Consider the following 25,151-nt stretch of genomic DNA (forward strand, 5'->3'; position numbering starts at 1 on the left):
ACGGCGCGGGAAGGATGCGACGTGACAACCACCGAGCGCATCCTGAACGGGCGCTACGAGGTTCGTGAGCTGATCGGCCGCGGCGGCATGGCCGACGTGTACCGCGGCGTCGACCTCCGTCTCGGCCGTTCGGTCGCCATCAAGGTGCTGCGCGCCGACCTGGCGCGGGATCCGCTCTTCCAGGCGAGATTCCGGCGGGAAGCCCAGGCCGTGGCCGGGCTCAACAACCCGAACATCGTGGCGGTGTACGACACGGGCGAGGAGGATATCCCCGACCGGCCGCAGCACGAGGTGCGGGTCCCGTTCATCGTGATGGAGTACGTGGAGGGGTTCACCCTCCGCGACCACGTCAAAGCCGGCGACCTCACCCCCGAGGACAGCGTCACCTACCTCGCGGGTGTCCTCGGTGCCCTCGAGTACAGCCATCGGGCGGGCATCATCCACCGTGACATCAAACCCGCCAACGTGATGATCACACCCGCCGGTGCCGTCAAGGTGATGGATTTCGGCATCGCCCGCGCCATCGCCGACTCACAGGCCACCATGACTCAGACGCAGGCCGTGCTGGGGACCGCACAGTACCTCTCACCCGAGCAGGCCCGCGGCGAATCCGTCGACGCACGGAGCGACCTGTACTCGGCGGGCTGCCTGCTGTTCGAGCTGCTCACCGGCCGGCCACCCTTCATCGGTGACAGCCCTGTCTCGGTCGCCTACCAGCACGTGCGCGAAGCACCCCCTGTCGCGAGCAGCCTCAACCCCGATGTGACACCGGCGCTCGACTCCGTGCTCGCCAGGGCGCTGCAGAAGGACCGCGAGCACCGGTTCGAGGACGCGGGCGCCTTCCGGAGGGCGCTGCTCGACGCCGGACGCGGCGTGGTGCACGCTGCGTCGGTGAGTGACGCCACCGAGGCGATCGATGTCACGGCGTCACAGCCATACCCCGCAGGCGTCGGACCGGTCATGGACGCGACGGCGTCCGGCGGACCGGACACGCGCGCCATGGACCGGGTCGTGGGCGACCAGCCGGACCCGGACCACCCACCCGAGGACCCCGACGACCGACTTGATGTCCTGCAGGACAGGAGCGAACGGGACGAGCAGGACGAACGGCGGCGCCGGGCCTCCCGGGCGGCATGGATCACCGTGTTCTTCGTCGCGGTGCTGATCGTGCTCACAGCCGGCTACTTCGTCGTCGACTCCGTGAACAGCCGGGCCGTCGAGGACGTGGCGACGGTGGAGGTTCCCGACCTCGTCGGCATGCCGGAAGCCGAGGCGAGGAACGCCATCGTGGATGCGGGCCTCATTCCCTCCACGGACGAGGAGTTCAACGCGTCCGTGGATGCCGGGGACGTCATCGCGTCGGACCCGTCGGCGGGTGCGGCGGTGGAACCGGATTCCCGGGTGAACATCACGGTCTCGCGGGGCCCGGCCAATGTGGTGCTGCCCGAATCCCTCGCCGGCCTCACGGAGTCCTCGGCGCGGGATGCGCTCGAGGACCTGCGGCTGAAGGGCGGCGACGTGACCGAGGAGAACAGCGCCACCGTCGCGCAGGGGCGTGTCATCACCACGAGGCCGCAGGCCGGACAGTCCGTGCCGGTCGGCAGCGCGGTGGACCTCGTGCTCTCCAGCGGCAGGGTGACGGTCCCCCTCCTCACGGAACTCACGGTCGAGCAGGCGCGGGCCCTGCTCGAGGATCCGGCGGTACAGCTGCCCTTCCGTGTCCTCGAGGTGGAGAACAGTGTCGTCCGGCCCGGGATCATCACGGCGCAGTCGGAGCCGGCGCAGTCCGAGATAGCCCAGGGGACGGAGATCGTCCTCACCGTGGCGAAGGCGCCGGCCGCACCCAGCCCGAAGCCCACCCCGGAGCCGACCGAGGACCCGACGCAGGAACCGAGCGAGGAACCCTCCCAGGAACCGACCGACGAACCCTCCCAAGAGCCGACCGACGAACCGACGGACGAACCGGCCGAGGAACCCACCGAGGAACCCTCCGAGGAATCGACCGACGAACCGACCGACCGACCGACCGGGGAGCAGTCGGAGCCGCGGCCCACGGAGGGCGACGACTAGCAGGACGACTAGCGGGCGATGAGCGGGCTGAGTCCTTCGGACAGGGCCGCTGCACCGTCGAGGCCCAGGGACTCGAGCCAGTTGCCGAGCATCCGGTACCCGCCCTCGGTCAGGACCGATTCGGGGTGGAACTGGACGCCGCACAACGGCGCACTCCGGTGTTCGAGGCCCATGATGATGCCACTGGCCGTGCGCGCTGTGACCGTGAGCTCGGCCGGAACGTCGTCGCTGACGGCCGCGAGCGAGTGGTAGCGCGTCGCCGTCACCGGCGAGGGGAGCCCCGCGAACACGCTGGTGGCGTCGTGTTCCACGAGGGAGGTCTTGCCGTGCATCAGTTCGGGCGCGTGGGTGACGGTCCCGCCGTAGGCCTCGGCGAGTGCCTGGTGGCCGAGGCAGACCCCGAGCATGGGCTTGGCGTTCTCGCCGCACCACCGGATCAGGTCGACGCACACGCCCGCGTCCGCGGGTGTACCCGGGCCGGGCGAGATCAGGACGCCGTCGCGGGAGGCCGCCATCTCCTGCACTTCGGCGAGCGTGAGGTCGTCGTTGCGGACCACGGTCGTCTCGGCACCGAGTTCCTGCAGGTAGCCGACCAGCGTGTAGACGAAGCTGTCGTAGTTGTCGACGACGAGGATTCTGGTGGTGTCAGCCATGAGCTAGGGGGAGCCAATCGTTGAATCGGTGAGCGGGTTGAACTGGGAGACCCAGGGAAACACGAAGAGCATCAGCACCGCGACGCACCCGAGGGCCAGGAGCAGGGAGAGGATGATGCGCAGCCACCGCGGTCCCGGGAGGGAACGGAAGATCCATCCGTACATGATGCCTATCCCTGTCCTGCCGCGCGGGCTACCTGCTCTGCGATCTCGGACGGGGGCCCGGCGTCCGAGGGACGCCAGGACTCCAGCGCCGAGTAAGCAATAATACGCTCCTGCGCACCGAATCTCGGATTGCAGCTCGTCAGGGTGAGGATCCGGTCCACGGGCTCCGCCCCGGGGTCCGTGGGGACCGGGGCGAGTACGTCCGCGCGCTCGGGCAGCACGATCTCCGTGTTGCGGAAGACGTACGTGTAGTAGCCCTCCCGGGTCTGGACGTAGATCCTGTCGCCCGGTACCAGCGTGTGGATCTGGTCGAGGACCTGCCCGTGGGTCTGGCGGTGCCCGGCGAGGGCGAAGTTCCCGACGGCACCCGGGGCGCCCGTCCTGGGATAGTGCCCCAGCCCGAGGTTGTCGAGGACGTCGGAACCCACGCCCGAGGTGACCGGTCGCGAATAGTCCTCGCCGAAGCGGGGGATGTAGACGGCGGCGAACGTCCCGGTGAGGTCAACCTGTGGGAGGACTGCAGGGGCACCGAAATCCTCGGGGGTGGTCGGGCTCTCGCCCTGCGCCGGGGGCGCGGGGACCTCCACGATGGAGGGCGCCTCGGAGAAGAATTCCTCGAGCGCCTGCTCCTGCCGGATCCCGGAGTCGATGTTGGTCCACCAGAGTTCCCAGCCCACGAACAGCAGGAGGATCACCCCCGCGGTGATCAGCAGTTCGCCGAGCACCTGGGCCACCAGCTGGAACGGCGTCCGACGGCGGCGCCCGGGACGCTCCCCGCCCTCAGGGAGGCGCGGTCCGGCGTCGACGACTGACCTGGCCACTGCCGCTCCTGCCCTGGGGTTGCACGGGTATCGGACGGTTCTTGGCTAGAATCATGGGGATAACCGGGCCGCCGGACGTTGTTCTCCTTCAGGATAGCCTGCGGGTCTGGGCGCTCGACGGCGGCCGGTACGACCACCGGCGCGGCTGATCACAGCCGCGCCCAGCCGAGGAGAAACCGTGCCCGAGTCCAAGCCCCGCAAGAGAGCCAGGTCCGCCGCTCCCGCCGTGAAGTCCTCGCAGCCGAAGCCGAACCCCGCCTGGTACAAGCCCGTCATGTTCGGCCTGATGATCATCGGGCTGCTGTGGATCATCACCTTCTACATCTCGGAGTCCCGCTTCCCGGTCGAGGCATGGGGTTCCTGGAACATCCTGGCCGGATTCGGGATCGCGATCGTCGGGTTCCTCATGACGACGCGCTGGCGCTAGGCGGACGGTCGAGCGTGCCCACGCCGTCCTGTGCGAGGCGTTTTCCCCGCTGTACACACGCTGTGCAGAAAGTTATCCACAGATGTGTACAGACTTGTTGATGATCCACGGGAACGCTCGAAATCCCGGGGTAGCGCTTATCCACAGCTGTGGAATTACATGTGTGTAAGTTATCCCCCCTGTGGATAAAGGGTGTGGACAACGCAGGGAAGGCCGGTGCCTACGCACCGGCCTTCCCTGTGGATGTTCCGTCGAAGCGCCCCGCTAGAACGGCAGGAGCGAGACTCCCAGCAGGGTCAGCAGGACGAGGAGGACGACGACGGCGCCGAGCCCCAGCCATTGGAGTTGTGCCTGCCGGGGGCCGCGGGGCACATAGGCGATCACTGCAGCGCACGCAGCACCGGCCACGAGCCCGCCCAGGTGGGCCTGCCAGGCGATCGACGGCACGAAGAATCCCAGTGCCGCGTTGATCGCGATCAGGACCACGATCTGCCGGACGTCCCCTCCCCGCTTCCGCTGGACGATGAAGAGGGCTCCGAACAATCCGAAGACCGCGCCGGAAGCGCCGACGACGCCCTGACCGGGGCTGCCGGACAGCAGCAGGACGCCGACCGAGCCGCCGAGGGCCGAGATCAGGTACAGGGCGAGGAACCTCGCCCGTCCCAGCGCAGGTTCCAGCACCTTCCCCAGGATGAACAGCGCATACATGTTGAAGGCGATGTGCAGGTAGGAGGTCGGCGAGTGGAGGAACGCCGCCGTCAGCATGCGCCAGGGCTCGGCCGGAACCACCCCCTCCACGCCGGCGGTGAAGACCGGCGCGTAGATGAAGGCGTTGGTGACCCCGGGCAGCACCAGCTGCAACAGGAAGAGCACCCCGCAGATGCCCATCAGCGTGTAGGTCACCACGCAGGTACCCCCGCGCACGACGCCGCCGAACGCGTTCCGGTGGACCGGAGCGTTCGCGGCCTGCTCGCGTACACAGTCCACGCACTGGAACCCGACCGCGGCGGGCCTCTGGCACTCGGGGCACGCCGGCCGGCCGCACCGCTGGCATCTCACATAGCTGATGCGATCGGGATGCCGCGGGCAGACCGGGGCCGCTTGGCCGCCGGCGTCGGGCGCGGGGACACCGTAGGACATCTGGGTTAGAGCTGTTCCACGGTGATGCTGTTGATGACGACGTCCTCGAGGGGCTTGTCCCGCATGTCCGTCGCGATGGCGTTCAGCTTCTCGACCACCTCACGCGACTTCTCGTCGGTGACGTCGCCGAAGATGGTGTGCTTCCCCTGCAGCCAGGTGGTGGGCACGGAGGTGATGAAGAACTGCGAGCCGTTGGTGCCGCGGCCGCCCTGCAGGCCGGCGTTCGCCATCGCCAGCTTGTACGGCTCCTTGAAGGAGAGGTCCGGGTTGATCTCGTCGTCGAACTTGTACCCTGGGCCGCCGGTGCCCTGGCCGAGGGGATCCCCGCCCTGGATCATGAAGTCCTTGATGATGCGGTGGAAGATCGTCCCGTTGTAGAGGGGAGCGTTGCTCTCTTCGCCGGTCTGCGGGTGGGTCCAGGCGATCTCGCCGGTCGCGAGGCCCACGAAGTTCTTGACCGTCTTCGGCGCATGGTTGCCGAAGAGGTTCACCTCGATGTCGCCCTGGGTGGTGTGGATGGTCGCTTTTGCTGTCGGGATAGCAGTCATCAGGCCATTCTTCCACGCGGCATCTGACAATAAGCTGGGGCGGGGCCATTCCGCGCACAGTGAAACGGCAGCATCGCGAGGTATCCCTGCGCCCGCCGGATAGCACCCTCTGCCCATGCAACGTAGGCTGATCAAAACGAGTAACCACCCCCCTTGGAGGTTTTTGTGAAGAAGAACGCACGCTCAACCCACGAACTCGAAGAAGGCGTCGCACTCGGACTGGCAGCTGCTGCCGGACTGGCCGCCGCCCGCGAATGGGCCGCCCCACGCGTCGATGCCGCCTACGGGTGGGCCAAGCCGCGCTGGGAGAAAGGCGTCGAGACCGCCGGCCCCGCCCTGCAGGACACCGTCCGGAAGGCCTCGGAGGGAATCTCCGGTGGCATCGCCGGCGGTATCGCCGTCGTCGCCCCGAAGATCCAGGACGGCATCGACAAGGTCGGCCCCCGCATCACCCAGGTGATCGACGACACCACCCCGAAGATCCAGGGCACCTTCGACAAGGCGGCTCCCGCACTGAATTCGGCGAAGGTCAAGGTGGTCGACGGCTACCTGCCGTCCCTGTCCACCAAGCTGGGCGACGCGGCGGACACCGCGGCCAAGTCCCTCGCCACGGCGCATGTTCCCCCCGCCGTCGAGAAGGCCGTGGTCAGGGTCACCGGTGACAAGAAGGCGGTCAAGAAAGCCCAGAAGCGTCTGGTGGCCGCCACCCTGCAGGCCTCCAAGGATCTGAAGAAGAGCCAGCGGCGCAGCAAGGGCAAGGGCTGGCTGATCGTCGGCATCGTCCTCAGCGCGATCGTGGCCGGCGTCGCCGTGTGGCGGGCTTCCAAGCCGGTCGAGGATCCCTGGAAGACCCCGGCCCCGATCAAGCCGGCACCTGCTCCGGTGTCCAGCGAGAAGACCCGCGAAGCCAAGGAGGTCGTCACGTCCATCAAGGACGCTGCCGATCGCGCCGCGGCGTCAGAGGGTGGCACCAAGGCCGGCCCTGCGGACGCGGGCAAGAACAAGGCAGCGGACGCCGCCCAGACCGTGGCGGACAAGGCGAAGGATGCCACGGAGGCGGCGAAGAAGCAGGCCGCCAAGCCGTCGGACGCCCCCAAGGCCTCCGACCCCAAGCCCGGACCCACGGTCTGATCCGGCAGCATTGCTCAACGGAAGAACCCCCGGCCACCGGCCGGGGGTTCTTCCGTTAACGGTCATGTCACGGCAACGGAATATCACGGGGATTGAATACTATTCGCCGCCCAGGGCGGGCGGGGGCGCTACTGCCGTCCCCTCGTCGACGGGCGAACGGCGCGCTTTCCGTCGCTGCTGACCGCGGATCACCACGGCGAGCCCGACCAGGATGAGGACCAACCCTCCATAGGTTCCGAGGGGGAGCTGCTCGCCGAGGAACACCGCCGCGAGGATGGCCGCTCCGGGGATCTCCAGCAGGATGATCATGGAGACGACGAGGGGGCTCATGACGGCCAGGAGGTGATTGAAGACCGAATGGCCCATGATCTGGGCCAAGAGCGTCACCGCGAGGATCCCGGCCCACGCAGCGGGGCTGAAGCCGACGATCGGCTGTCGGGTAGCGGCGCACAGGGCCACCAGGATCACGGCGCAGGCGCCGTAGCAGAGCGTGGTGTAGGTCCCCGTCGAAAGGGTGCGCCGAGCGGCGGCTCCCGCCATCTGGTAGACCGCGGCCAGGGCGCCGCCGGCCAGGGCCAACAAATCGCCGAGGAGTGCTTCCCCGGAGAGCGAGAGATCGAACCCGGTGATGATGACGACACCCACGAAGGCGACGCCGAGCCCCGCCACCACCGAGGCCTGCGGCCGCGACCCGAGCAGGGCGTCGAAGAGGGCGATCCAGGCCACCTGCAGGCACACGAGGGCGGTCGCGGCCGCGACAGAGGTGAGCTTGAGTGCGGTGATGAAGCACGCGAAATGGAGGGCGAGGGCTACGGCCGCGATACCGAGCCGTCGGTACTCCGCGCTCGTCAGGGCGAGGAACTCGGCCCGCTTCGACACGAGCGCGGGCCCTCCCATCAGCACGGCGCCGAGCAGGTTGCGCCAGAAGGCGATGGCCAGGACCGGCGCCGCGGTGGCCGCCATGATCGGCCCGGACGCCGACACCCCGATGACGCCGAGGACGGAGAGGAAGATGGTCACCCGGCAACTGTAGGGCACGGGTTGCGCGAGCCTGCATCGGTCCCATCAACGCAAGAAGTCCCGGCCGGTGGCCGGGACTTCTCGTCGGTGGAGGCACGGGGACTCGAACCCCGAACCCCCTGCTTGCAAAGCAGGTGCGCTACCAATTGCGCCATGCCCCCGAACTGGACGGCATCCCGTGGACGTCGTCCGGTGAAGCTACGCTACTTCGTCCGTCGCATTGCTCCAGACGCTCTTGCTCTTCTCGGAATCCTTCCACCGCTTGTACACGAGGACACTTGCGGCAGCCGCTGCTGCGACGAGCAACTTCTTCACGACAGTCTCCTTGCAGTTCCCTGCGAGTGGTGGATCCGTGGGCGTACCAGGACTTGAACCTGGGACCTCTTCGTTATCAGCGAAGCGCTCTAACCGCCTGAGCTATACGCCCCGATACCTCTTCGGGCCGAGACACGACTTTACAGTAGTGTCTCGGCATTCTTCAAATCGCCCGGGAGGCGCCGAAGGGGCCGGTCTCCTAGTCGTCGGTCAGCGTGACGCCGATACCGCCGACGAGCGTGGACGAGATGTTGTACAGCACGGCCGAGAGCATGGCCAGGGCGGTCAGGAGCACCACGTTCACGACGGCGATGATCGTCGCGAAGGAGAGTACCTGCGGCAGGGAGGCGAACTGGCGGAGGTCGAAGCCGCCGCTCTCCGATCCCGCGATCTCGCGGAGCAGTTCGTTCACGCCGTCGAAGATGCCCGTCAGGTCCAGGACGGTCCAGATGACGAAGGAGGCGACGACGGTCACAATCCCCAGCGCGACGGACAGCAGGAACGACATCTTCAGGACCGACCACGGATCGACCTTGCTGACGAGCAGCCGCGCCTTGCGGGCCTTGGCCTTCGGAACCGGCTTGACGAGACCGGGGCGCTGCGCCGGCCGGGCGGCCTGCCCACCGGACGCCGGACGCTGCGGCGGACGCGCCGGCGCGTTGGCGCGCGGCGCCCCGGACGCTTTCACTTGTCCGCTGGGCGACCGCGGGTTGGTGTTGGCCGAGCTCACTCGTTACCTCCGTTGTCGGGCGACTCAGCGTCGGGCTCAGCCGTTTCTTCTGTCGACAACCGTACTTCATCGGCTGTGAACTCCGCAGGATCCTCTTGCGGGGTGAGCGTGCCCATCAAGTCGACATCCGGGCTACCCTCGGTGGGATCTTCGATGAGGCCCTCCTCGACGGCGACGCTGCGCTCACTGTTGCGTGCGACGGCGATGATGCGGTCGGTCTTGTCGGGCTTGGCGAAGATGACCCCCATGGTGTCGCGGCCCTTCGCGGGCACTCCTGCCACTGCCGAGCGCACCACCTTGCCGCCGCCCATGACTACGAGGACCTCGTCCTCCTCCTGGACCACGAGCGCGCCGACGAGGTCTCCGCGCTCCTCGGCCAGTTTCGCGACCTTGATGCCCAGCCCGCCACGGCCCTGTACACGGTAGTCGTCCACCCTGGTCCGCTTCGCGAAGCCGCCCTCGGTGACGATGAAGACGAACGAATCGTCCGTGACCACGTTCGCGGCCAGCAGCTCGTCGTCCGGGCGGAACTTCATGCCGGTGACGCCGGAGGTGGCGCGCCCCATGGGCCGCAGGGCGTCGTCGTCGGCCGTGAACCGGAGCGACTGCCCCTTCCGGGAGACGAGCATGATGTCGTCGTCGCCGGAGACCAGCTGCGCGGAGACGAGCTCGTCGTTGTCGCGCAGGTTGATCGCGATCACGCCGGCGGTGCGGTTCGTGTCGTAGTCCTCGAGGCGCGTCTTCTTCACCAGGCCGCGCTTGGTCGCGAGGACCAGGTAGGGCGACTGCTGGTAGTCGCGCAGGTCCAGGACCTGCGCGATCGTCTCGTCGGGCTGGAAGGCCAGGAGGTTCGCCACGTGCTGGCCCTTGGCGTCCCGTGCGGCCTCGACCAGTTCGTAGGCCTTGGCGCGGTACACCCGGCCCAGGTTCGTGAAGAACAGGAGCCAGTGATGGGTGGTCGTGACGAAGAAGTGCTCGACGACGTCGTCGCCGCGCAGCTGCGCCCCCCGGATGCCCTTGCCGCCGCGCGCCTGCTGACGGTAGTTGTCGCTGCGGGTGCGCTTGACGTACCCGCCGCGGGTGATGGTGACCACCATCTCCTCCTCGGGGATGAGGTCCTCCATGCTCATGTCGCCGTCGTAGCCCATGAGGATCTCGGTGCGGCGGTCGTCGCCGAACTTGGCGACGATGTCCGCCAGTTCGGTGCTGACGATGCCGCGCTGCACGTCCTCGGAGGCGAGGATGCGGTTGAACTCGGTGATCATCGACTCGAGTTCGGCGTGGCGGTCCTGGATCTTCTGCCGCTCGAGGGCCGCAAGGCGCCGGAGCTGCATGTTCAGGATGGCCGTGGCCTGCAGCTCGTCGATGGAGAGCAGTTCCATGAGCCCGTCCCGGGCCTGGTCCGTCGTGGACGAGGCGCGGATCAGCGCGATGACCTCGTCCAGGGCGTCGAGGGCCTTCAGCAGTCCGCGGAGGATGTGCGCTTCCTCCTCCGCCTTCCGCAGCCGGTACCGCGTGCGGCGCACGATGACCTCGAGCTGGTGGGTCACCCAGTGGCGGATGAAGGCGTCGAGGCTGAGCGTGCGGGGCACGTCGTCGACGATCGCCAGCATGTTGGCACTGAAGTTGTCCTGCAGCTGCGTGTGCTTGTACAGGTTGTTGAGGACCACCTTCGCGACGGCGTCGCGCTTCAGGACGATCACGAGGCGCTGGCCGGTGCGGCCGGACGTCTCGTCGCGGAGGTCGGCGATGCCGCTGACCTTGCCGTCCTTGACGAGCTCCGCGATCTTGATCGCGAGGTTGTCGGGGTTGGCCTGGTAGGGCAGCTCCGTGACGACGAGGCACGTCCGGTTCTGGATCTCCTCGACGTTGACGACGGCCCGCATGGTGATGGAGCCCCGGCCCGTCCGGTAGGCGTCCTCGATGCCCTTGTGTCCGAGGATCTGGGCGCCGGTGGGGAAGTCGGGTCCCTTGATGCGCACGATCAGCGCCTCGAGGAGTTCCTCCTTCGTGGCGTCCGGGTTCTCCAGGTACCACTGCACGCCGTCGGCCACTTCGCGCAGGTTGTGGGGCGGGATGTTGGTGGCCATTCCGACGGCGATGCCGGAGGAGCCGTTGACGAGCAGGTTCGGGAAGCGCGACGGGAGGATCGTCGGTTCCTGGTTCTTGCCGTCGTAGTTGTCCTGGAAGTCGACGGTCTCCTCGTCGATGTCCCGCACCATCTCCATGGCGAGTGGCGCCATCTTCGTCTCGGTGTATCGCGGTGCCGCGGCGCCGTCGTTACCGGGTGAGCCGAAGTTGCCCTGGCCGAGGGCCAGCGGGTAGCGCATCGTCCAGTCCTGGATGAGGCGCACCAGGGCGTCGTAGATCGCCGAGTCACCGTGCGGGTGGTACTGGCCCATGACCTCACCGACCACGCGGGCGCATTTGTTGAACGAACGGTCCGGCCGGTAGCCGCCGTCGAACATCGCGTAGAGCACGCGCCGGTGCACGGGCTTCAGCCCGTCGCGGACGTCGGGCAGGGCCCTGCCCACGATGACCGCCATCGCGTAGTCCAGGTAGGACCGCTGCATCTCCGTCTGCAGGTCGACCTGCTCGACGCGGTCCGTCAGGACCTCACCCTCGATGGGCTCGTCCGATCCGTTGCCGGTGATGTCGTCACTCATGAATCAGTTCCGTTCGTCATTTTTTGCCCCGCAGTACAGGCGACTCTGAACAAGGGTGGCCCCCGCGTTCTGCGTAGGCGCTTTAATATTCGCGAGGAACGAGCGAATTTCGTTGCGCCGGCAGAATGCCGGGGCTACCTGTCAGATATCGAGGAAACGCACATCCTTGGCGTTCTGCTGGATGAAGTTGCGGCGGGATTCGACGTCCTCGCCCATCAGGACGGAGAACACCTGGTCGGCGGCCGCGGCGTCGTCCATGGTCACCTGCAGCAGGGTGCGGTGGTCCGGGTCCATGGTGGTGTCCCACAGCTCCGTGTAGTCCATCTCGCCGAGGCCCTTGTAGCGCTGGATCCCATTGTCCTTGGGCAGACGCTGGTTGTTCGCCAGGCCCATCTTGATGACCTCGTCGCGCTCCCGGTCGCTGAACACGTAGTCGTGCTTCGCGTTGGACCACTTGACCCGGTACAGCGGCGGCTGCGCGAGGTACACGAAACCGTTCTCGATGAGCGGCCGCATGTAGCGGAACAGCAGGGTCAGCAGCAGCGTGGTGATGTGCTGGCCGTCCACGTCGGCATCGGCCATGAGCACGATCTTGTGGTACCGGGCCTTGTCGACGTTGAAGTCCTCGCCGATCCCCGCCCCGAAGGCGGTGATCATGGCCTGGACCTCGCTGTTGCCGAGGGCACGGTCGAGGCGGGCGCGCTCCACGTTCAGGATCTTGCCGCGCAGCGGCAGGATGGCCTGCGTCTCGGGATTCCGGCCGCGGACCGCGGAACCACCGGCGGAGTCGCCCTCGACGATGTAGATCTCGGACCGCGATGGGTCCTTGGACTGGCAGTCCTTGAGCTTGCCCGGCATGCCGCCGGACTCCAGCAACCCCTTGCGGCGTGTGGATTCGCGGGCCTTACGGGCGGCGAGGCGCGCCTGCGATGCCTGGATCGACTTGCGGATGACATCCCGGGCGGGCCCGGGATTGCGCTCCAGCCAGTCGCCGAGCTGGTCGGTGACCACCCGCTGGACGAACCCCTTCGCCTCGGAGTTGCCGAGCTTGGTCTTGGTCTGCCCCTCGAACTGCGGTTCCGACAGCTTGACGGAGATGACGGCGGTCAGGCCCTCGCGGATGTCGTCACCCGTGAGGTTGTCGTCCTTCTCCTTGATGATGTTCTTCTCGCGTGCGTACTTGTTGATCAGCGTGGTCATGGCCGCACGGAAACCCTCTTCGTGCGTTCCACCCTCGTGCGTGTTGATCGTGTTCGCGTAGGTGTGCACGCTCTCCGAGTACGCCGACGTCCACTGGAGGGCCACCTCGACGGCCATCCTGCGGTCCGTGTCCTCGGTCTCGAAGGCGATCACGTCGGGGTGAATCACGTCGACACGCTTGGAGGAGTTGAGGTGGCGGACGTAGTCGAGCAGACCGTTCTCGTACAGGTACACGACGGAACGGTGCTTCGGCTCCCCGTCGGCGTCCTGCGCAGCGTCGACCTCGGCGACCTCCTCGGTCTCCACCGCGTCCACGCGCTCGTCCGTCAGCGTGATGCGCAGCCCCTTGTTGAGGAACGCCATCTGCTGGAAGCGCGCACGGAGTGTCTCGAAGTCGAACTCCGTGCTCTCGAAGATCGAGTCGTCGGGGTAGAAGGTCTGGGTGGTGCCCGTCTCGGACGTCTCCTCGCCCTTCCGCAGCTCACCGACAGGCTTCCCGCCGTCCGCGAAGGACTGCATCCACACGTGGCCCTGGCGTCGGACCACGGTCTCGACGCGCTTGGACAGGGCGTTGACGACGGAGATGCCGACGCCGTGCAGGCCACCGGAGACGGCGTAACCGCCGCCACCGAACTTGCCGCCGGCGTGCAGGATGGTCATGACCACTTCCACGGTCGGCCGGCCCTCGGTGGGGTGCATGTCCACGGGGATACCCCGGCCGTTGTCGACGACCTTCACGCCGCCGTCGGCCTGGAGCGAGACCTCGATGTGGTCGCAGTATCCGGCCAGCGCTTCGTCGACCGAGTTGTCCACGACCTCGTAGACGAGGTGGTGGAGCCCGCGCGGCCCCGTCGATCCGATGTACATGCCCGGGCGCTTCCGGACCGCTTCCAGTCCTTCGAGCACCGTGATCTCACTGGCACCGTACGCGTGTTCGGTGGCCGCCTCCAGGATCGGGGACTCGCCGCCGCCTAGTATCACGTCGCTTGCATTCAACTCGTTCTCGTGTGCCACAGGCGTAGACGGCTCCTCAGCTGGATCGACCAAAACAATCTTCCCTATTCTACCCTGCAGAGGGACGCCATCCGGCGCCAACACCCCTTCCGCGGCCAATAAACCCACATCAGACCGGACGGCAGTACCATCCGTGAGTCCGGATACGACCACGGGGACCCCGAGTGCGCCACAGGCCGCTCAGCGGACTGCGGCACACGCGGGGTCCGGGGGTCACCCGTATGTGTCCCGCGGCCCCCGGCCCTTGACCGAGCGTCCACCCTTGCGCCAGCTCGGAGCGGCCGGTCCGATCACCGACAGACGCGTGACGACGCCCGCGCCGAGCTCGGCCTCGAACCGCTGCAGCACCTGCGGCGTGATGAGGCGCAACTGCGTGGCCCAGGCCGTCGAGTCGCAGCGGACCAGCACGGTGTCCGCGTCGAAGCTCTCCGGGACGCAATGCGCTGCGATGTCCGTCCCGACGATCTCGCTCCAGCGTGACAGCACCGATCCGATCGCGACCGGAGACTTCCACCCCCGCTCGGCGAGCATCCGTGAGAACACGTGGCCCACGCCCTCCGGATCCCTCCCGCCGTAGACGGGCTCGGGTGAATACCGGCGTCGGGTCGTCTTCGCGGTCCGTTTCGACGCCGCCTCCCGTGGTGTGCCCCGGGCCTGCGACGCGTTTCGCAGCCGGTTGAGCAGGGCCTGCGGGGCGTCCTGTTCCGGGAAATCCTCACGGGCCTCGGGTGTGCGCGGCGCCTCCTTCCGCCCCGGGACGTCCCTGGGGGATCCCTCGTCGGCGTGCAGGGGATCCTGCCCGTCGGCTCCGTCCGTGGTAGGAGCGCCCCCGTCGGGCCGGTCACCCATCCATTCCTCCGACGGCATGTTCGTCGGCGATCGACCCCTGATCCGCGGAAGGACGACCGCCGTCCCCGGGTACGCCCGCGCGGGAAGTATCCCCGCCGTCGTCAGGGGCAGCGATGGCTCCGGGGATCACACGGAGCTGCCGTCCAACGAGTGCGGCCGGAATGTCATCACCCACGGCCGCGGTGATGAGGACCTGTTCGGCGGATGCCACGATGCTCGCGAGGCGGGTCCGCCGCTGCGCGTCGAGTTCGGCGAAGGCGTCGTCGAGGATGAGCACGGGATCCCCACCCGGTGTCCGGTCCTCCTCCAGCAGGAGGTAGTAGGACGCGAGCCGCAGGGCCAGGGCCATCGACCAGGTCTCGCCGTGGGAGGCGTATCCCTTGACGGGCATACTTCCGAGCAACAGCGTGAGTTCGTCCCGGTGTGGGCCGACCAGGGAGATACCGCGCTCGAGTTCCTTCCGGCGGTGCCGCAGGAGACCGGCGGTGAACAGTTCGGTCAGAGCACCCGGATCGAGATCCCCCAGACGCTCGTCCGTACCGTTCCGCCCGGGCCCGGCGTCGTCCTCCGCGGACAGATCTGCCGACGGCGAGACGCTCGAGGCGTAGGCGAGATCCGCGATCTTCGAGCCGTCCGTAAGCTCCTGATAGGCCCGCTGCACATGCGGGCGCAGCTTGTCGACGAGGACCAGCCGGGCGGACAGCAGGCGGGCGCCGGATTCGGCGAGGTGCTGGTCCCAGACATCGAGGGTGGCTTCGTGGGCGGTCGAAAACCTGCCCGCCGCACGGGCCGACTTCAGCAGGGCGTTGCGCTGCTTGAGCACCCGCTCGTAGTCCGCCCGCAGCGCGGACTGATGCGGCAGCAGCGACACCATCACCTCGTCCAGGTACCGTCGCCGGACCGACGGATCACCCTTGACGAGGGTGAGGTCCTCGGGAGCGAAGAGGACGGTCTTCAGGATTCCGGCGGCATCTTTGGCACGCACGGGATTGGACCTGTTGATCCGCGCACGATTCGCGGAAGAGGCATTGATCTCGACCTCCACGCTCGTGCGCTGCGCCCCGCGGACGAGGCGCCCCCTGACGATCGCCCGTTCCTCGCCGAAGGCGATCAGCGGGGTGTCGGTGCTGACCCGGTGCGAGGACAGCGTCGCGAGGTAGCCGATCGCCTCGACGATGTTCGTCTTCCCCACACCGTTCGGCCCGACGAAGACGGTGATACCCGGCTCGATCACAGTATCGAGCTGCCCATAGCTCCGGAACCCGGTGAGCGAGAGGTGCTCAACGTACACCGGAGCGCACTTACTCGGGCTTCGGCTGGGCGGGCTTGACGGCGTGTCCGCCGAACTGGTTGCGCAGCGCCGCGACCATCTTCATGGACGGGGAGTCCTCCTGGCGTGAGTTGAACCGCGCGAAGAGGGCAGCGGTGATGGCGGGCGCCGGAATCGAGTTGGCGATGGCCTCCTCGACGGTCCAGCGGCCCTCGCCCGAATCCTCCACGTACCCGGCGATCGTCGCGAGACGCGGGTCTTCCTCCAGGGCCTTGACCACCAGGTCCAACAGCCAGGACCGGACGACGGTACCCTTCTGCCAGGCCGCGAAGGTCCCGTGGACGTCCTTGACGATGTCCTTGGCCTCGAGGAGTTCGTAGCCTTCCGCATAGGACTGCATGAGTCCGTACTCGATCCCGTTGTGGACCATCTTCGCGTAGTGGCCCGCTCCGACGTCGCCGACGTGGACGAAACTCTCCGCGCGATCGCCTTCGGGGCGCAGTGCATCGAAGATCGGCAGGGCCAGCTCGATGTCCTCGTCGCTGCCGCCGGCCATCAGACCGTAGCCGTTCTCCAGGCCCCAGACACCGCCGGATACGCCGCAGTCGAGGAACCGGATGCCCTTCTGGGCGAGGAGCGTCGCGTGGATCTGGTCGTCGGTGAACCTGGAGTTGCCGCCGTCGATCACGAGGTCGTCCTCGGACAGCAACTGTGACAGATCCTCGATCACGGCGTGGGTGATCTCGCCGGCCGGAACCATCACCCAGATGATGCGGGGGGAGGGCAGGGAGGCCACCAGTGCTTCGAGGTCGGGGACGTCCGTGCGTTCCGGCGAGCGGTCGAAGCCCGTGACCTCGATGCCCTTCGCTCGAAGGCGTTCCCTCATGTTGAAGCCCATTTTTCCGAGTCCGATGAGACCGATGTGCATGAGTCCTCTTTCTGGTGAAGTGTTCATCCGGCGATGGCCGGGGTGGCGGACCTGGTGTCCGGGCTACAGGTTGGGTAGCCGCACGGGCATCAGCAGGTACCGGTAGTCTTCCCTGTCCTCGCCGGAGGCATCCTCCTGGGCGGAGATGACGGCGGGTTTCGGCGGTGAGGTGAACGAGAACCGCACGTAGGGGCTGCTGAAGGCACCGAGACCCTCGCTGAGGTAGTGGGGGTTGAAGGCGACGGTGATGTCGTCGCCATCGAGCGTGGCCTCGATCGCCTCCGACGCCTGGGCGTCCTCTCCGGTTCCGGCGTCCAGTGTCACCTGGCCCTCCGAGAACGCGAGACGGACCGGGGTGTTGCGTTCGGCGACGAGCGAGACGCGACGTACGGCTTCCACGAGGGCACTGGTCTGCACGGTCGCGTGGATGGGTGTGGTGGCTGGGAACAGGGACCTGATCTTGGGGTAGTCGCCGTCCACGAGCAGTGAGGTTGTGCGGCGTCCCCCGGATTCGAACCCGATGAGCTCCGAATTGTCCGAGAGCGCGATGTTCAGTTCCCCTGCTCCGCCCAGGGTCTTCGCCACCTCGCTGAGGGTCTTGGCCTTCACGAGAGCACTGGTGGAAATGCCCGGGGTGGAAGGTTTCCAGGAGACCTCACGCAGGGCCAGGCGGTAGCGGTCGGTGGCGAGGAGCGTGATGAGGTCGTCCTCGATCTCCATCCGCACGCCCGTGAGGATGGGCAGGGTGTCGTCGCGGCTCGCGGCGATGATCACCTGCGATACCGCCTGAGCGAAGGCATCCCCGTCGACGACCCCGCTCACTGCGGGAAGCTTGGGGAGTTCTGGATATTCCCCTTCGGGCATAGTCGCGAGATTGAAGCGGCTGTTCCGGCACGTGAGCGTCACCTTCGAGCCGTCGGTGGCCACCTCGACGGGGGCCGACGGCAGGCTGCGGCAGATGTCTGCGAGGAGCCGCCCCGAGACGAGGATGGTGCCTTCCTCGAGAATCTCGGCGGGGATCTCGAGGCGCGCCGAGATCTCGTAGTCGAAGCTCGCAAGACTGAGCATGCCGTTCTCGGCCTTGATGAGGAGGCCGGCGAGCACGGGAACCGGTGGTCGTGGTGACAGCGATCGGGCGGTCCAGGACACGGCCTCCGCAAGTACATCCCGCTCAACTCTGAATTTCACGGAGCAGTGCCGCCTTTCGCCAGATCAGGAAACAGCCACCGGTGAAAAGCCGGCGGAGGGTCGGGTCCGATGCCTGGGCGGATGTCCCCAGGGCACGGGAACTACAACCCTACTGGGTCGGAGCCCCGCCGGATAGCGATCCCGCGCAGCGGGGTCCGTCCGGGGTTCGGACGGGGTGCGGAAGGGACGTGCGGAACGTGGAATGTTATTTGACGAGCTTTTGAGGTTTAAGGTTCGTAGTGTTAATAACTGCTGTGGATTCTGTGGATAACCCCCCTGGGCGGCGGGGTTGCGCCGATTTGGCCTGTGGACAACGTGTGGGGTCGGCCGACGGCCCACAGGAGCCGGCTGTGGGCAGAATCCTTGTCATTCTGCGCGTCCACAGGGAGGAGGGTGGTTATCCTCAGGCTGCACCGGGATGTCCCCCTAGTTATCCACAGCTGTGTCCACACCTGTTAATTACGGACGCCGGCAGCCGGCGAGGGTCAGGCTTCCCGCTGCTTGTGCTTGATCCTGTTGGTGAGTTCGGTGACCTGGTTGAAGATCGCACGGCGTTCGGCCATGAGTTCCCGGATCTTGCGATCGGCGTGGATGACGGTGGTGTGGTCGCGGCCGCCGAGCTCCTGCCCGATTTTCGGCAGGGACATGTCTGTCAGTTCACGGCAGAGGTACATCGCGATCTGTCGTGCCGTCACGAGGGTCCTCGTTCGTGACTTGCTGCACAGTTCCTCCATGCTGATCTGGAAGTAGTCGGCCGTCTGAGCCATGATCACCGTGGACGTGATCTCCTGGGCGCCGTCGGCCGAGATCAGGTCCTTCAGCACGATCTCCGCCAGGTTCACGTCGACCGGCTGGCGGTTCAGGCTGGCGAAGGCGGTCACCCTGATGAGAGCGCCCTCGAGTTCGCGGATGTTCGTGGCGATCTTGGAGGCGATGTACTCGAGCACGTCATCGGGTGCGCTCAGGCTGTCGCTGATGGCCTTCTTCCGAAGGATGGCGATGCGCGTCTCCAGCTCGGGCGGCTGGATGTCGGTGAGCAGACCCCACTCGAAGCGGGAGCGCATGCGTTCCTCGAACCCGATCAGCTGCTTGGGTGGCAGATCTGAGGTGATGACCACCTGCTTGCTGTGATTGTGCAGGGCGTTGAAGGTGTGGAAGAACTCCTCCATCGTCCGGTCCTTGCCGGAGAGGAACTGGATGTCGTCGATCAGCAGGATGTCCACGTTGCGGTAGGTCTGCTTGAAGCTAGACCCCTCATCGTCGCGAATGGAGTTGATGAAGTCGTTGGTGAACTCCTCGGAGTTCACGTACCGGACCCGGATGCCGGTGTACAGGTGCCGGGCGTAGTGACCGATCGCATGCAGGAGGTGGGTCTTGCCCAACCCGGAATCGCCGTAGATGAACAGCGGGTTGTAGGCCTTTGCAGGGGCCTCCGCCACTGCCACCGCCGCAGCGTGCGCGAAACGGTTCGAGGACCCGATCACGAAGGTGTCGAAGATGTACTTCGGATTCAGCCGGCCGAACTCGTGCGAGTTGCTGGGCGGCGTGGGGGACGGTTTGGCTTCACCCTTGGGTTCCGGGGACGGCTGCTCCGCCGGCTCCTGTTCCGGAACCTCCTCGGTGACGGGGGTCAGCTCGGGATCGATGACGAACGCGCACTGGATGTCCTCGCGGAACACATCACGCAGTGCCTCGTCGAGGGCCCCCTTGAGCTGGGTCTGCAGCACTTCGCGCGTCAACTCGTTCGGAACGGCGATGAGCATCGTCGTGCCGATGAGCCCCTGCGCCTGGGCGAGAACCATGAAGCCGCGCTGGCGCGGGGTGACGCGGTCGTCCTGTTCGAGGGTGCGGATGACTTTACGCCAGGAGCTCCCGACGTCGTTTACCTCATCTGTACCCACGAACACCCCTCTTGGCCGTACTCCCAGTCGAAAAAGTCCGTCATCCACAGAGTTGTACACATGCCGTGGATAAACGGAGCAGAGCCCAGACTAGAGGATGAAAACTACAGAAGATAGCGGACTGGCGCGGGGTGAGCGGCCCTGCGGGGTGTGCTCGCCATGTGCCTCAGGGGTGCGTGTAGGGTGATTCACGCCCCCGTTGTCCACAGGGGAGTGGAAAACTCGTCCACAGGGTGGAGGAGAGCTCATCCGCCCTGTACCAGGCGCGAGTTTGACGCCCATCCGGGCTGTCCCCTACCGTTATGTAGTCCAACATGTCTGCATTTCGCATGCCATCACAGGTGTTCCCGGGTACTAAGAGGCCTCGGGATGTGACAGCTCTTCCGCGAGTGTCGGATGTACACCTTCATCGCGTCAGTCTGTTCTTCCCCCTTGTTGCAATGGGCCGGACGCATCTCAAGATCGTTCTGGAGTAACTACAGTGAGCAAGCGGACTTTTCAGCCGAATAACCGCCGTCGTGCCAAGAAGCACGGTTTCCGTCTTCGCATGCGCACCCGCGCTGGTCGTGCCATCCTGTCGGCGCGCCGCGGCAAGGGCCGTACCGAACTCTCGGCATAAGCGGTCCCTCCCTCGCCATGCATCCCTCGGATGATCGCGTCGGCATGGGCTCCCCTCCCTCGATGAGGAACAGGGCGCTTCCATGCTCCCGATGATCCACCGGGTGAGATCGGCAGCGGACTTTGCACGTACCGTACGTTCCGGTGCCCGGTCAGGGCGCCGGAACGTTGTGCTATACGGTGCCAGGACGTCGGAGGCCGCCCCCTCGCGGGTCGGCTTCATCGTCGGCAAGAACGTCGGGAACGCCGTCACCCGGAATCTCGTTAAGCGAAGGCTGCGCCATGCCGCGGCGGAGTGGGTCGGTGCGCATCCTCGCGGGTACGACGTCGTGGTCCGTGCCCTACCGGCTGCGGCCGAAAGCGACTGGCCGTCCCTGACCAGGGACTTCTCGAGCTGCGTGTCCGTGGTCGCGCGGAAGCTGAGGGACGCGGAACCACCGGGAGGGCAGGGCAGAGTATCGTGAGTGAGGTCGCTCACCGAGTGCTGTTCTTCGTCGTCGGGCTGCCGCGCCTGATGACGATCGGGCTCCTGATCGCGTACCGGAAGGTGATCTCTCCGTTGTACGGACCGGTGTGCCGGTTCTACCCGAGCTGCTCGGCGTACGCCCTCGAAGCGGTGACCGTTCACGGGTTCCTCCGCGGGATCTGGCTCGCCTCGAGACGGCTGGTCCGATGCCATCCGTGGAACGCCGGTGGTGTGGATCATGTCCCGCCGGGTGGCAGGCATTTCCCCGACGGGAACGTGCCAGTGATAGTTGTGTTGAACCACCCGGTGATTCCGGCCGATGACGAAAGCCGCCCCGCGGCCCGAGGAGCAGACTGATTATGGGTTTTTTTGAGACGATCCTGACACCCTTCAGGTGGCTCGTGTCGTGGATCATGTTCATGTTCCACGAGGGCTTCACGTTCCTCGGGATGAACCCTGCATCCGGCTGGACCTGGGTGCTGTCGATCATCGGTCTCGTCGTCGTCATCCGTGCCGCCCTGATCCCCGTCTTCGTGAAGCAGATCAAGGCGCAGCGCGGTATGCAGGCGCTCCAGCCGGACCTGCGCAAGCTGCAGCAGAAGTACAAGGGCAAGACGGACCAGCTCTCGCGTCAGGCGATGACGCAGGAACAGATGGCCCTGTACAAGAAGCACGGCACCAACCCGTTCGCGGCGTGCCTGCCGATCCTGATCCAGATGCCGTTCTTCTTCGCGCTCTTCACCGTCCTCAACGGGATCTCGCGGGCCAGTGAGGACAACGAGGGCATCGGGGCACTGTCGCCGGATTCCGTCCGCGAATTCGACGACGCGACGATCTTCGGCGCACCTCTCTCTTCGACGTTCCTGGGCAGTCTCGGCCCCGACGGGAACATCAGCGTCATCATCCTGTCCGTGATCATGATCATCGCCATGACGGCGTCGCAGTTCATTACGCAGAAGCAGATCATGGCGAAGAACATGTCCGAGGAGGCCATGCAGAGCCCCTTCATGCGTCAGCAGAAGATCATGCTCTACATCCTTCCGCTGGTCTTCGGCATCGGTGGCATCAACTTCCCCATCGGTGTCCTGGTCTACTGGACCACCACCAACGTGTGGACCATGGCGCAGCAGTTCTACGTCATTCGCAAGATGCCCACCCCGGGTTCCCCCGCCGCCAAGGCATTGGCCGACCGGCGTGCGAAGAAGGGCCTCCCCATGGCCCCGCTGCTCGGTGAGCGGAAGACCGAACCGGCCGTGGAGACCATACCGGAGCCCCGTGGGCAGCGTGTTCAGCCCCGCAAGAAGAGGAAGAGGCGATGACCGTGGACAACGAAGACCAGGTCGCGGAGTCCGTGCCCGAGCTCGACGACGACGTCGAGGCTGCTCCAGTGAGCAAGGCATCACGGCTCGACGAGGAGGGTGACGTCGCAGCCGACTACCTCGAGGAACTACTCGACATCGCCGACATCGACGGAGACATCGACATCGAGGTCCGTAGCGGTCGCACCTACATCTCGATCGTGTCCGACGATGCGACGGACACCGGCCTCGGTTCGCTCGTCGGGCGCGACGGCGAGGTGCTGGAGGCACTGCAGGAGCTGACACGGCTCAGTGTTCTGACCGCCACCGACGCGCGGTCACGGCTGGTCCTCGATGTCGACGGCTACCGTGACCGGCGCGGGCGGGAACTGACGAAGATCGCGCAGGACGCCGCCGAGAAGGTCAAGGAGACCGGTGAGGATCTGGCGCTCCCGCCGATGTCCGCCTACGAGCGGAAGATCGTGCACGACGTCGTCGCCGATCTCGGTCTGCTCAGCGAGTCCGAGGGCGAGGGCCAGGCACGGCACATCGTGATCTCCCCCAGCGATGACTGATCCTGTTCCCCCCGATGGCGGCATCCCGGAACCTACGGACAGGGAGCTGACGGCTGCCTCCGCTGTCTTCGGTGACCGACTTGATCTCGCCCGCGGCTTCGTGGCTCACCTGGCGACGTCCGGGATCGAGCGCGGACTGTTGGGGCCGAGGGAAGTACCTCGGCTCTGGGGGCGACATGTCCTCAACTGCGCCGTGGTGGCCGAGCTCATGGATGTCGACGCCTCGGTGGTCGACGTCGGAAGCGGCGCAGGGCTACCCGGTCTGGCGATCGCCATCGCGCGACCCGATCTCCGTCTCGAACTCGTCGAGCCGCTCGAACGGCGCGTCACCTGGTTGAACGAGGTCATCGACGACCTCGCACTCGGCAACGTGACGGTGCACCGGGCACGCGCGGAGGAGATGCTGGGCACCCTTCACGGCGACTATGTCACTGCACGTGCGGTCTCTGCGCTCTCGACACTCGCCGGGTGGACGATCCCCTTGACCAGGCCGGAGGGTCAGGTCCTCGCCATCAAGGGTCGGAGTGCCGGCGAGGAGATCGAGAAGGCTCGCAGGGTGATCCGGAAACTCGGGGGCGGCAACGCGGAGATCGTGACGGTTGGCGCAGAAGTCCTCGAAGAACCTACGACGGTCGTACGGATTCGCGTCCGTCCCGTCTGAGAACCGACCCGCCCCGGCCGTGCCACCCGTCCCATGGAGCATGGGTTATCCCGTTACCCTTGTAGATAACGACGTCTGGCATGTGAGAGTGAGCTACTGAGTGACCATCAAGGACGCCCCCGCGAAGAAGTCCGAGCCGCTGACGGCTGCCGGGTTCCCTCTCGCCGTGGGATTGCGAGAGATACAACCGGAAGTGTTTTCTGATCCTGCCAACACCGGAGTCGTGGTTTCACGTGAAACAACCCCCGTCGCCGCGGATACAGTCAGCTCTCCGGCAACGCGGAAGGCCGTCAAGGGCAAGAGCGTGATGGAGGCGATGGACGACTCCTCGCCCCTTGGACGTGAGCTCGCCAGCGAGACGAGGCGCCGCGAGAAGCTCCTCGGCAAGGAACTGCCGAAGCCGAAGAACACGCGGATCATGACCATCAGCAACCAGAAGGGCGGTGTGGGCAAGACGACGACGACGGTCAACATCGCCGCCGCCCTCGCCACCGCCGGACTTCAGGTGCTGGTGATCGACATCGATCCCCAGGGGAACGCCTCGACCGCCCTGAACATCGATCATCACGCCGACGTGGACTCCATCTACGACGTGCTCATCGACGACGTCCCGCTGGGCGACGTCGTCGCCGTCTGTCCTGACGTGCCGAACCTCATCTGCGCGCCTGCCACGATCCACCTGGCCGGCGCCGAGATCGAACTGGTCTCGCTCGTCGCCCGCGAGCAGCGGCTCCGCCGGGCCATCGAGGTATACGCCAGGACGCGCGAGGAGAAGGGGGAGGCCCGCCTCGACTTCGTCTTCATCGACTGCCCGCCGAGCCTGGGTCTGCTGACGGTCAACGCCTTCGTCGCGGCCAAGGAGGTTCTCATCCCGATTCAGTGCGAGTACTACGCTCTGGAAGGGCTCAGTCAGCTCCTCAAGAACATCGAGATGATCCAGAAGCACCTGAACGCTGATCTCTCGGTATCGACGATCCTTCTGACCATGTACGACGGGCGCACGAACCTCGCGGCCCAGGTAGCAGCGGAAGTGCGCGAACACTTCCCGCAGCAGGTGCTGAAGGCCGTGGTCCCGCGGTCCGTCAGGATCTCGGAGGCGCCGAGCTACCAGCAGACGGTCATGACGTACGATCCCTCATCCAGCGGCGCCCTCTCCTACCAGGAAGCTGCGGCGGAGATCGCTTCGCGGTCCTGAGAACGACCGACCATCGGTCCACAGGGCCGGTAAGACGTAGAGCCGGAGCCTCGCTCCGAATCGTGGAAGGAGTGACATGGCGGAAAAGCGGCGTGGCCTGGGCCGGGGACTAGGCGCTTTGATCCCCAGTGCTCCTGCAGAGGAGATCCCGGAGCAGTTCGAGCCCGAGATGCTCGACGTACCGGTCCAGGACAGCGGCCCTGCCTCCCGGAAGCAAGGGGGACGGCCGGTCGACCTGTTCTTCGAGCGTGTGACGGAGGAGGACGTGGCGGAACAGCCCCGCTCCTACTCGTCGGCCCTGC

25 protein-coding genes and 2 tRNA genes are annotated in these 25,151 nt (G+C 66.4%); 10 read left to right on the top strand and 17 right to left on the bottom strand.

Annotation, left to right across the window (positions count from 1 at the left end; translation table 11 throughout):
- The first annotated feature begins 87 nt into the window (after positions 1 to 87).
- Complete coding sequence (pknB, locus tag C4K88_RS12480) at positions 88 to 2,070, top strand: Stk1 family PASTA domain-containing Ser/Thr kinase (protein WP_438502353.1); 1,983 nt, start codon at positions 88 to 90, stop codon at positions 2,068 to 2,070.
- An 8-nt stretch (positions 2,071 to 2,078) separates the two neighbouring features.
- Here the strand turns inward: pknB and C4K88_RS12485 are convergent, their stop codons facing one another.
- The 3 genes from C4K88_RS12485 to C4K88_RS12490 are packed head-to-tail and all read right to left on the bottom strand — an operon-like array spanning position 2,079 to position 3,709.
- On the bottom strand, positions 2,079 to 2,723 hold the full coding sequence (locus C4K88_RS12485) for an aminodeoxychorismate/anthranilate synthase component II (protein ID WP_104121957.1): 645 nt from the start codon (positions 2,721 to 2,723) through the stop codon (positions 2,079 to 2,081).
- A 3-nt stretch (positions 2,724 to 2,726) separates the two neighbouring features.
- The gene (locus C4K88_RS17420; protein ID WP_167399043.1) at positions 2,727 to 2,888 is read right to left on the bottom strand and encodes a hypothetical protein; all 162 of its coding nucleotides are present in this window, start codon (positions 2,886 to 2,888) and stop codon (positions 2,727 to 2,729) included.
- 5 nt (positions 2,889 to 2,893) lie between these two features.
- On the bottom strand, positions 2,894 to 3,709 hold the full coding sequence (locus C4K88_RS12490) for a class E sortase (RefSeq protein ID WP_104121958.1): 816 nt from the start codon (positions 3,707 to 3,709) through the stop codon (positions 2,894 to 2,896).
- A gap of 178 nt (positions 3,710 to 3,887) precedes the next feature.
- On the opposite strand from C4K88_RS12490, the gene C4K88_RS12495 reads away from it, so the two are divergent.
- Positions 3,888 to 4,136, top strand: a complete 249-nt coding sequence (locus tag C4K88_RS12495) for a cell division protein CrgA (protein ID WP_104121959.1) — start codon at positions 3,888 to 3,890, stop codon at positions 4,134 to 4,136.
- A gap of 264 nt (positions 4,137 to 4,400) precedes the next feature.
- Here the strand turns inward: C4K88_RS12495 and C4K88_RS12500 are convergent, their stop codons facing one another.
- A complete protein-coding gene (locus tag C4K88_RS12500; protein ID WP_104121960.1) occupies positions 4,401 to 5,276 on the bottom strand; it encodes a rhomboid family intramembrane serine protease in 876 nt (291 codons plus the stop codon).
- 5 nt (positions 5,277 to 5,281) lie between these two features.
- The gene (locus C4K88_RS12505) at positions 5,282 to 5,824 is read right to left on the bottom strand and encodes a peptidylprolyl isomerase (RefSeq protein ID WP_104121961.1); all 543 of its coding nucleotides are present in this window, start codon (positions 5,822 to 5,824) and stop codon (positions 5,282 to 5,284) included.
- A gap of 165 nt (positions 5,825 to 5,989) precedes the next feature.
- Here C4K88_RS12505 and C4K88_RS12510 point away from each other — a divergent pair, with 165 nt between their 5' ends.
- The gene (locus C4K88_RS12510; RefSeq protein WP_104121962.1) at positions 5,990 to 6,955 is read left to right on the top strand and encodes a hypothetical protein; all 966 of its coding nucleotides are present in this window, start codon (positions 5,990 to 5,992) and stop codon (positions 6,953 to 6,955) included.
- Between the two features lie 99 nt (positions 6,956 to 7,054).
- Here the strand turns inward: C4K88_RS12510 and C4K88_RS12515 are convergent, their stop codons facing one another.
- The 12 genes from C4K88_RS12515 to dnaA form a co-directional block, all read right to left on the bottom strand.
- A complete protein-coding gene (locus C4K88_RS12515; RefSeq protein ID WP_104121963.1) occupies positions 7,055 to 7,975 on the bottom strand; it encodes a DMT family transporter in 921 nt (306 codons plus the stop codon).
- Positions 7,976 to 8,063: 88 nt separating this feature from the next.
- Positions 8,064 to 8,136: transfer RNA gene (locus C4K88_RS12520), tRNA-Ala, on the bottom strand.
- A 37-nt stretch (positions 8,137 to 8,173) separates the two neighbouring features.
- Positions 8,174 to 8,290, bottom strand: a complete 117-nt coding sequence (locus tag C4K88_RS17800; RefSeq protein WP_241521905.1) for a DLW-39 family protein — start codon at positions 8,288 to 8,290, stop codon at positions 8,174 to 8,176.
- A gap of 38 nt (positions 8,291 to 8,328) precedes the next feature.
- Positions 8,329 to 8,402 (bottom strand) — tRNA-Ile (locus C4K88_RS12525).
- An 87-nt stretch (positions 8,403 to 8,489) separates the two neighbouring features.
- Complete coding sequence (locus C4K88_RS12530; RefSeq protein ID WP_104121964.1) at positions 8,490 to 9,020, bottom strand: DUF3566 domain-containing protein; 531 nt, start codon at positions 9,018 to 9,020, stop codon at positions 8,490 to 8,492.
- A complete protein-coding gene (gene gyrA, locus C4K88_RS12535; protein ID WP_104121965.1) occupies positions 9,017 to 11,686 on the bottom strand; it encodes a DNA gyrase subunit A in 2,670 nt (889 codons plus the stop codon). The genes C4K88_RS12530 and gyrA overlap by 4 nt, the downstream gene beginning before the upstream one ends.
- Before the next feature lie 141 nt (positions 11,687 to 11,827).
- Positions 11,828 to 13,867 carry a DNA topoisomerase (ATP-hydrolyzing) subunit B gene (gyrB, locus tag C4K88_RS12540; RefSeq protein ID WP_277621653.1) on the bottom strand — a complete coding sequence of 680 codons (2,040 nt, stop codon included), beginning with the start codon at positions 13,865 to 13,867 and terminating at the stop codon, positions 11,828 to 11,830.
- 246 nt (positions 13,868 to 14,113) lie between these two features.
- The gene (locus C4K88_RS12545; RefSeq protein WP_146065685.1) at positions 14,114 to 14,749 is read right to left on the bottom strand and encodes a DciA family protein; all 636 of its coding nucleotides are present in this window, start codon (positions 14,747 to 14,749) and stop codon (positions 14,114 to 14,116) included.
- A complete protein-coding gene (gene recF, locus C4K88_RS12550; protein WP_104121967.1) occupies positions 14,742 to 16,040 on the bottom strand; it encodes a DNA replication/repair protein RecF in 1,299 nt (432 codons plus the stop codon). Before recF ends, C4K88_RS12545 begins: the two co-directional genes overlap by 8 nt.
- Positions 16,041 to 16,050: 10 nt before the next feature.
- Entirely contained in the window at positions 16,051 to 16,947 is an 897-nt protein-coding gene (gnd, locus tag C4K88_RS12555; protein WP_104121968.1) for a phosphogluconate dehydrogenase (NAD(+)-dependent, decarboxylating), read from the bottom strand.
- Positions 16,948 to 17,010: 63 nt separating this feature from the next.
- Positions 17,011 to 18,135 (bottom strand): DNA polymerase III subunit beta, encoded by a 1,125-nt coding sequence (gene dnaN / locus C4K88_RS12560; protein ID WP_104121969.1) that lies wholly within the window; start codon positions 18,133 to 18,135, stop codon positions 17,011 to 17,013.
- Positions 18,136 to 18,620: 485 nt separating this feature from the next.
- Positions 18,621 to 20,036, bottom strand: a complete 1,416-nt coding sequence (gene dnaA / locus C4K88_RS12565; RefSeq protein ID WP_174705236.1) for a chromosomal replication initiator protein DnaA — start codon at positions 20,034 to 20,036, stop codon at positions 18,621 to 18,623.
- A 481-nt stretch (positions 20,037 to 20,517) separates the two neighbouring features.
- On the opposite strand from dnaA, the gene rpmH reads away from it, so the two are divergent.
- From rpmH to C4K88_RS12600, 7 genes are all read left to right on the top strand, one after another.
- Positions 20,518 to 20,655, top strand: coding sequence for a 50S ribosomal protein L34 (rpmH, locus tag C4K88_RS12570; RefSeq protein WP_022892375.1), 138 nt, complete (start codon positions 20,518 to 20,520; stop codon positions 20,653 to 20,655).
- A gap of 91 nt (positions 20,656 to 20,746) precedes the next feature.
- The gene (gene rnpA, locus C4K88_RS12575) at positions 20,747 to 21,118 is read left to right on the top strand and encodes a ribonuclease P protein component (protein WP_241521955.1); all 372 of its coding nucleotides are present in this window, start codon (positions 20,747 to 20,749) and stop codon (positions 21,116 to 21,118) included.
- Between the two features lie 50 nt (positions 21,119 to 21,168).
- Complete coding sequence (gene yidD / locus C4K88_RS12580) at positions 21,169 to 21,477, top strand: membrane protein insertion efficiency factor YidD (protein WP_104122235.1); 309 nt, start codon at positions 21,169 to 21,171, stop codon at positions 21,475 to 21,477.
- A 2-nt stretch (positions 21,478 to 21,479) separates the two neighbouring features.
- The gene (gene yidC / locus C4K88_RS12585; protein WP_104121972.1) at positions 21,480 to 22,439 is read left to right on the top strand and encodes a membrane protein insertase YidC; all 960 of its coding nucleotides are present in this window, start codon (positions 21,480 to 21,482) and stop codon (positions 22,437 to 22,439) included.
- Positions 22,436 to 22,993: a Jag family protein gene (locus C4K88_RS12590; RefSeq protein WP_104121973.1), complete on the top strand. Its 558-nt coding sequence runs from the start codon at positions 22,436 to 22,438 to the stop codon at positions 22,991 to 22,993. The genes yidC and C4K88_RS12590 overlap by 4 nt, the downstream gene beginning before the upstream one ends.
- Positions 22,986 to 23,654 (top strand): 16S rRNA (guanine(527)-N(7))-methyltransferase RsmG, encoded by a 669-nt coding sequence (rsmG, locus tag C4K88_RS12595; RefSeq protein WP_104121974.1) that lies wholly within the window; start codon positions 22,986 to 22,988, stop codon positions 23,652 to 23,654. The genes C4K88_RS12590 and rsmG overlap by 8 nt, the downstream gene beginning before the upstream one ends.
- A 307-nt stretch (positions 23,655 to 23,961) precedes the next feature.
- Positions 23,962 to 24,849 carry a ParA family protein gene (locus C4K88_RS12600; protein WP_104121975.1) on the top strand — a complete coding sequence of 296 codons (888 nt, stop codon included), beginning with the start codon at positions 23,962 to 23,964 and terminating at the stop codon, positions 24,847 to 24,849.
- Positions 24,850 to 25,151: the final 302 nt, after the last annotated feature.

The sequence above is a fragment of the Arthrobacter pityocampae genome, from assembly GCF_002927275.1.
GTDB lineage: Bacteria > Actinomycetota > Actinomycetes > Actinomycetales > Micrococcaceae > Arthrobacter_D > Arthrobacter_D pityocampae.

Bases quoted from the DNA above. Each gene is read 5' to 3' on its own strand.
- C4K88_RS12500 (WP_104121960.1), bottom strand. From the start codon at position 5,276: ATGTCCTACGGTGTCCCCGCGCCCGACGCCGGCGGCCAAGCGGCCCCG.
- C4K88_RS12545 (WP_146065685.1), bottom strand. From the start codon at position 14,749: ATGGGTGACCGGCCCGACGGGGGCGCTCCTACCACGGACGGAGCCGAC.
- C4K88_RS12485 (WP_104121957.1), bottom strand. From the start codon at position 2,723: ATGGCTGACACCACCAGAATCCTCGTCGTCGACAACTACGACAGCTTC.
- yidD (WP_104122235.1), top strand. From the start codon at position 21,169: ATGACGATCGGGCTCCTGATCGCGTACCGGAAGGTGATCTCTCCGTTG.
- C4K88_RS12600 (WP_104121975.1), top strand. From the start codon at position 23,962: ATGGAGGCGATGGACGACTCCTCGCCCCTTGGACGTGAGCTCGCCAGC.
- C4K88_RS17420 (WP_167399043.1), bottom strand. From the start codon at position 2,888: ATGTACGGATGGATCTTCCGTTCCCTCCCGGGACCGCGGTGGCTGCGC.
- pknB (WP_438502353.1), top strand. From the start codon at position 88: ATGGCCGACGTGTACCGCGGCGTCGACCTCCGTCTCGGCCGTTCGGTC.
- yidC (WP_104121972.1), top strand. From the start codon at position 21,480: ATGGGTTTTTTTGAGACGATCCTGACACCCTTCAGGTGGCTCGTGTCG.
- gnd (WP_104121968.1), bottom strand. From the start codon at position 16,947: ATGCACATCGGTCTCATCGGACTCGGAAAAATGGGCTTCAACATGAGG.
- rsmG (WP_104121974.1), top strand. From the start codon at position 22,986: ATGACTGATCCTGTTCCCCCCGATGGCGGCATCCCGGAACCTACGGAC.
- gyrA (WP_104121965.1), bottom strand. From the start codon at position 11,686: ATGAGTGACGACATCACCGGCAACGGATCGGACGAGCCCATCGAGGGT.
- rnpA (WP_241521955.1), top strand. From the start codon at position 20,747: ATGATCCACCGGGTGAGATCGGCAGCGGACTTTGCACGTACCGTACGT.
- C4K88_RS12505 (WP_104121961.1), bottom strand. From the start codon at position 5,824: ATGACTGCTATCCCGACAGCAAAAGCGACCATCCACACCACCCAGGGC.
- C4K88_RS12590 (WP_104121973.1), top strand. From the start codon at position 22,436: ATGACCGTGGACAACGAAGACCAGGTCGCGGAGTCCGTGCCCGAGCTC.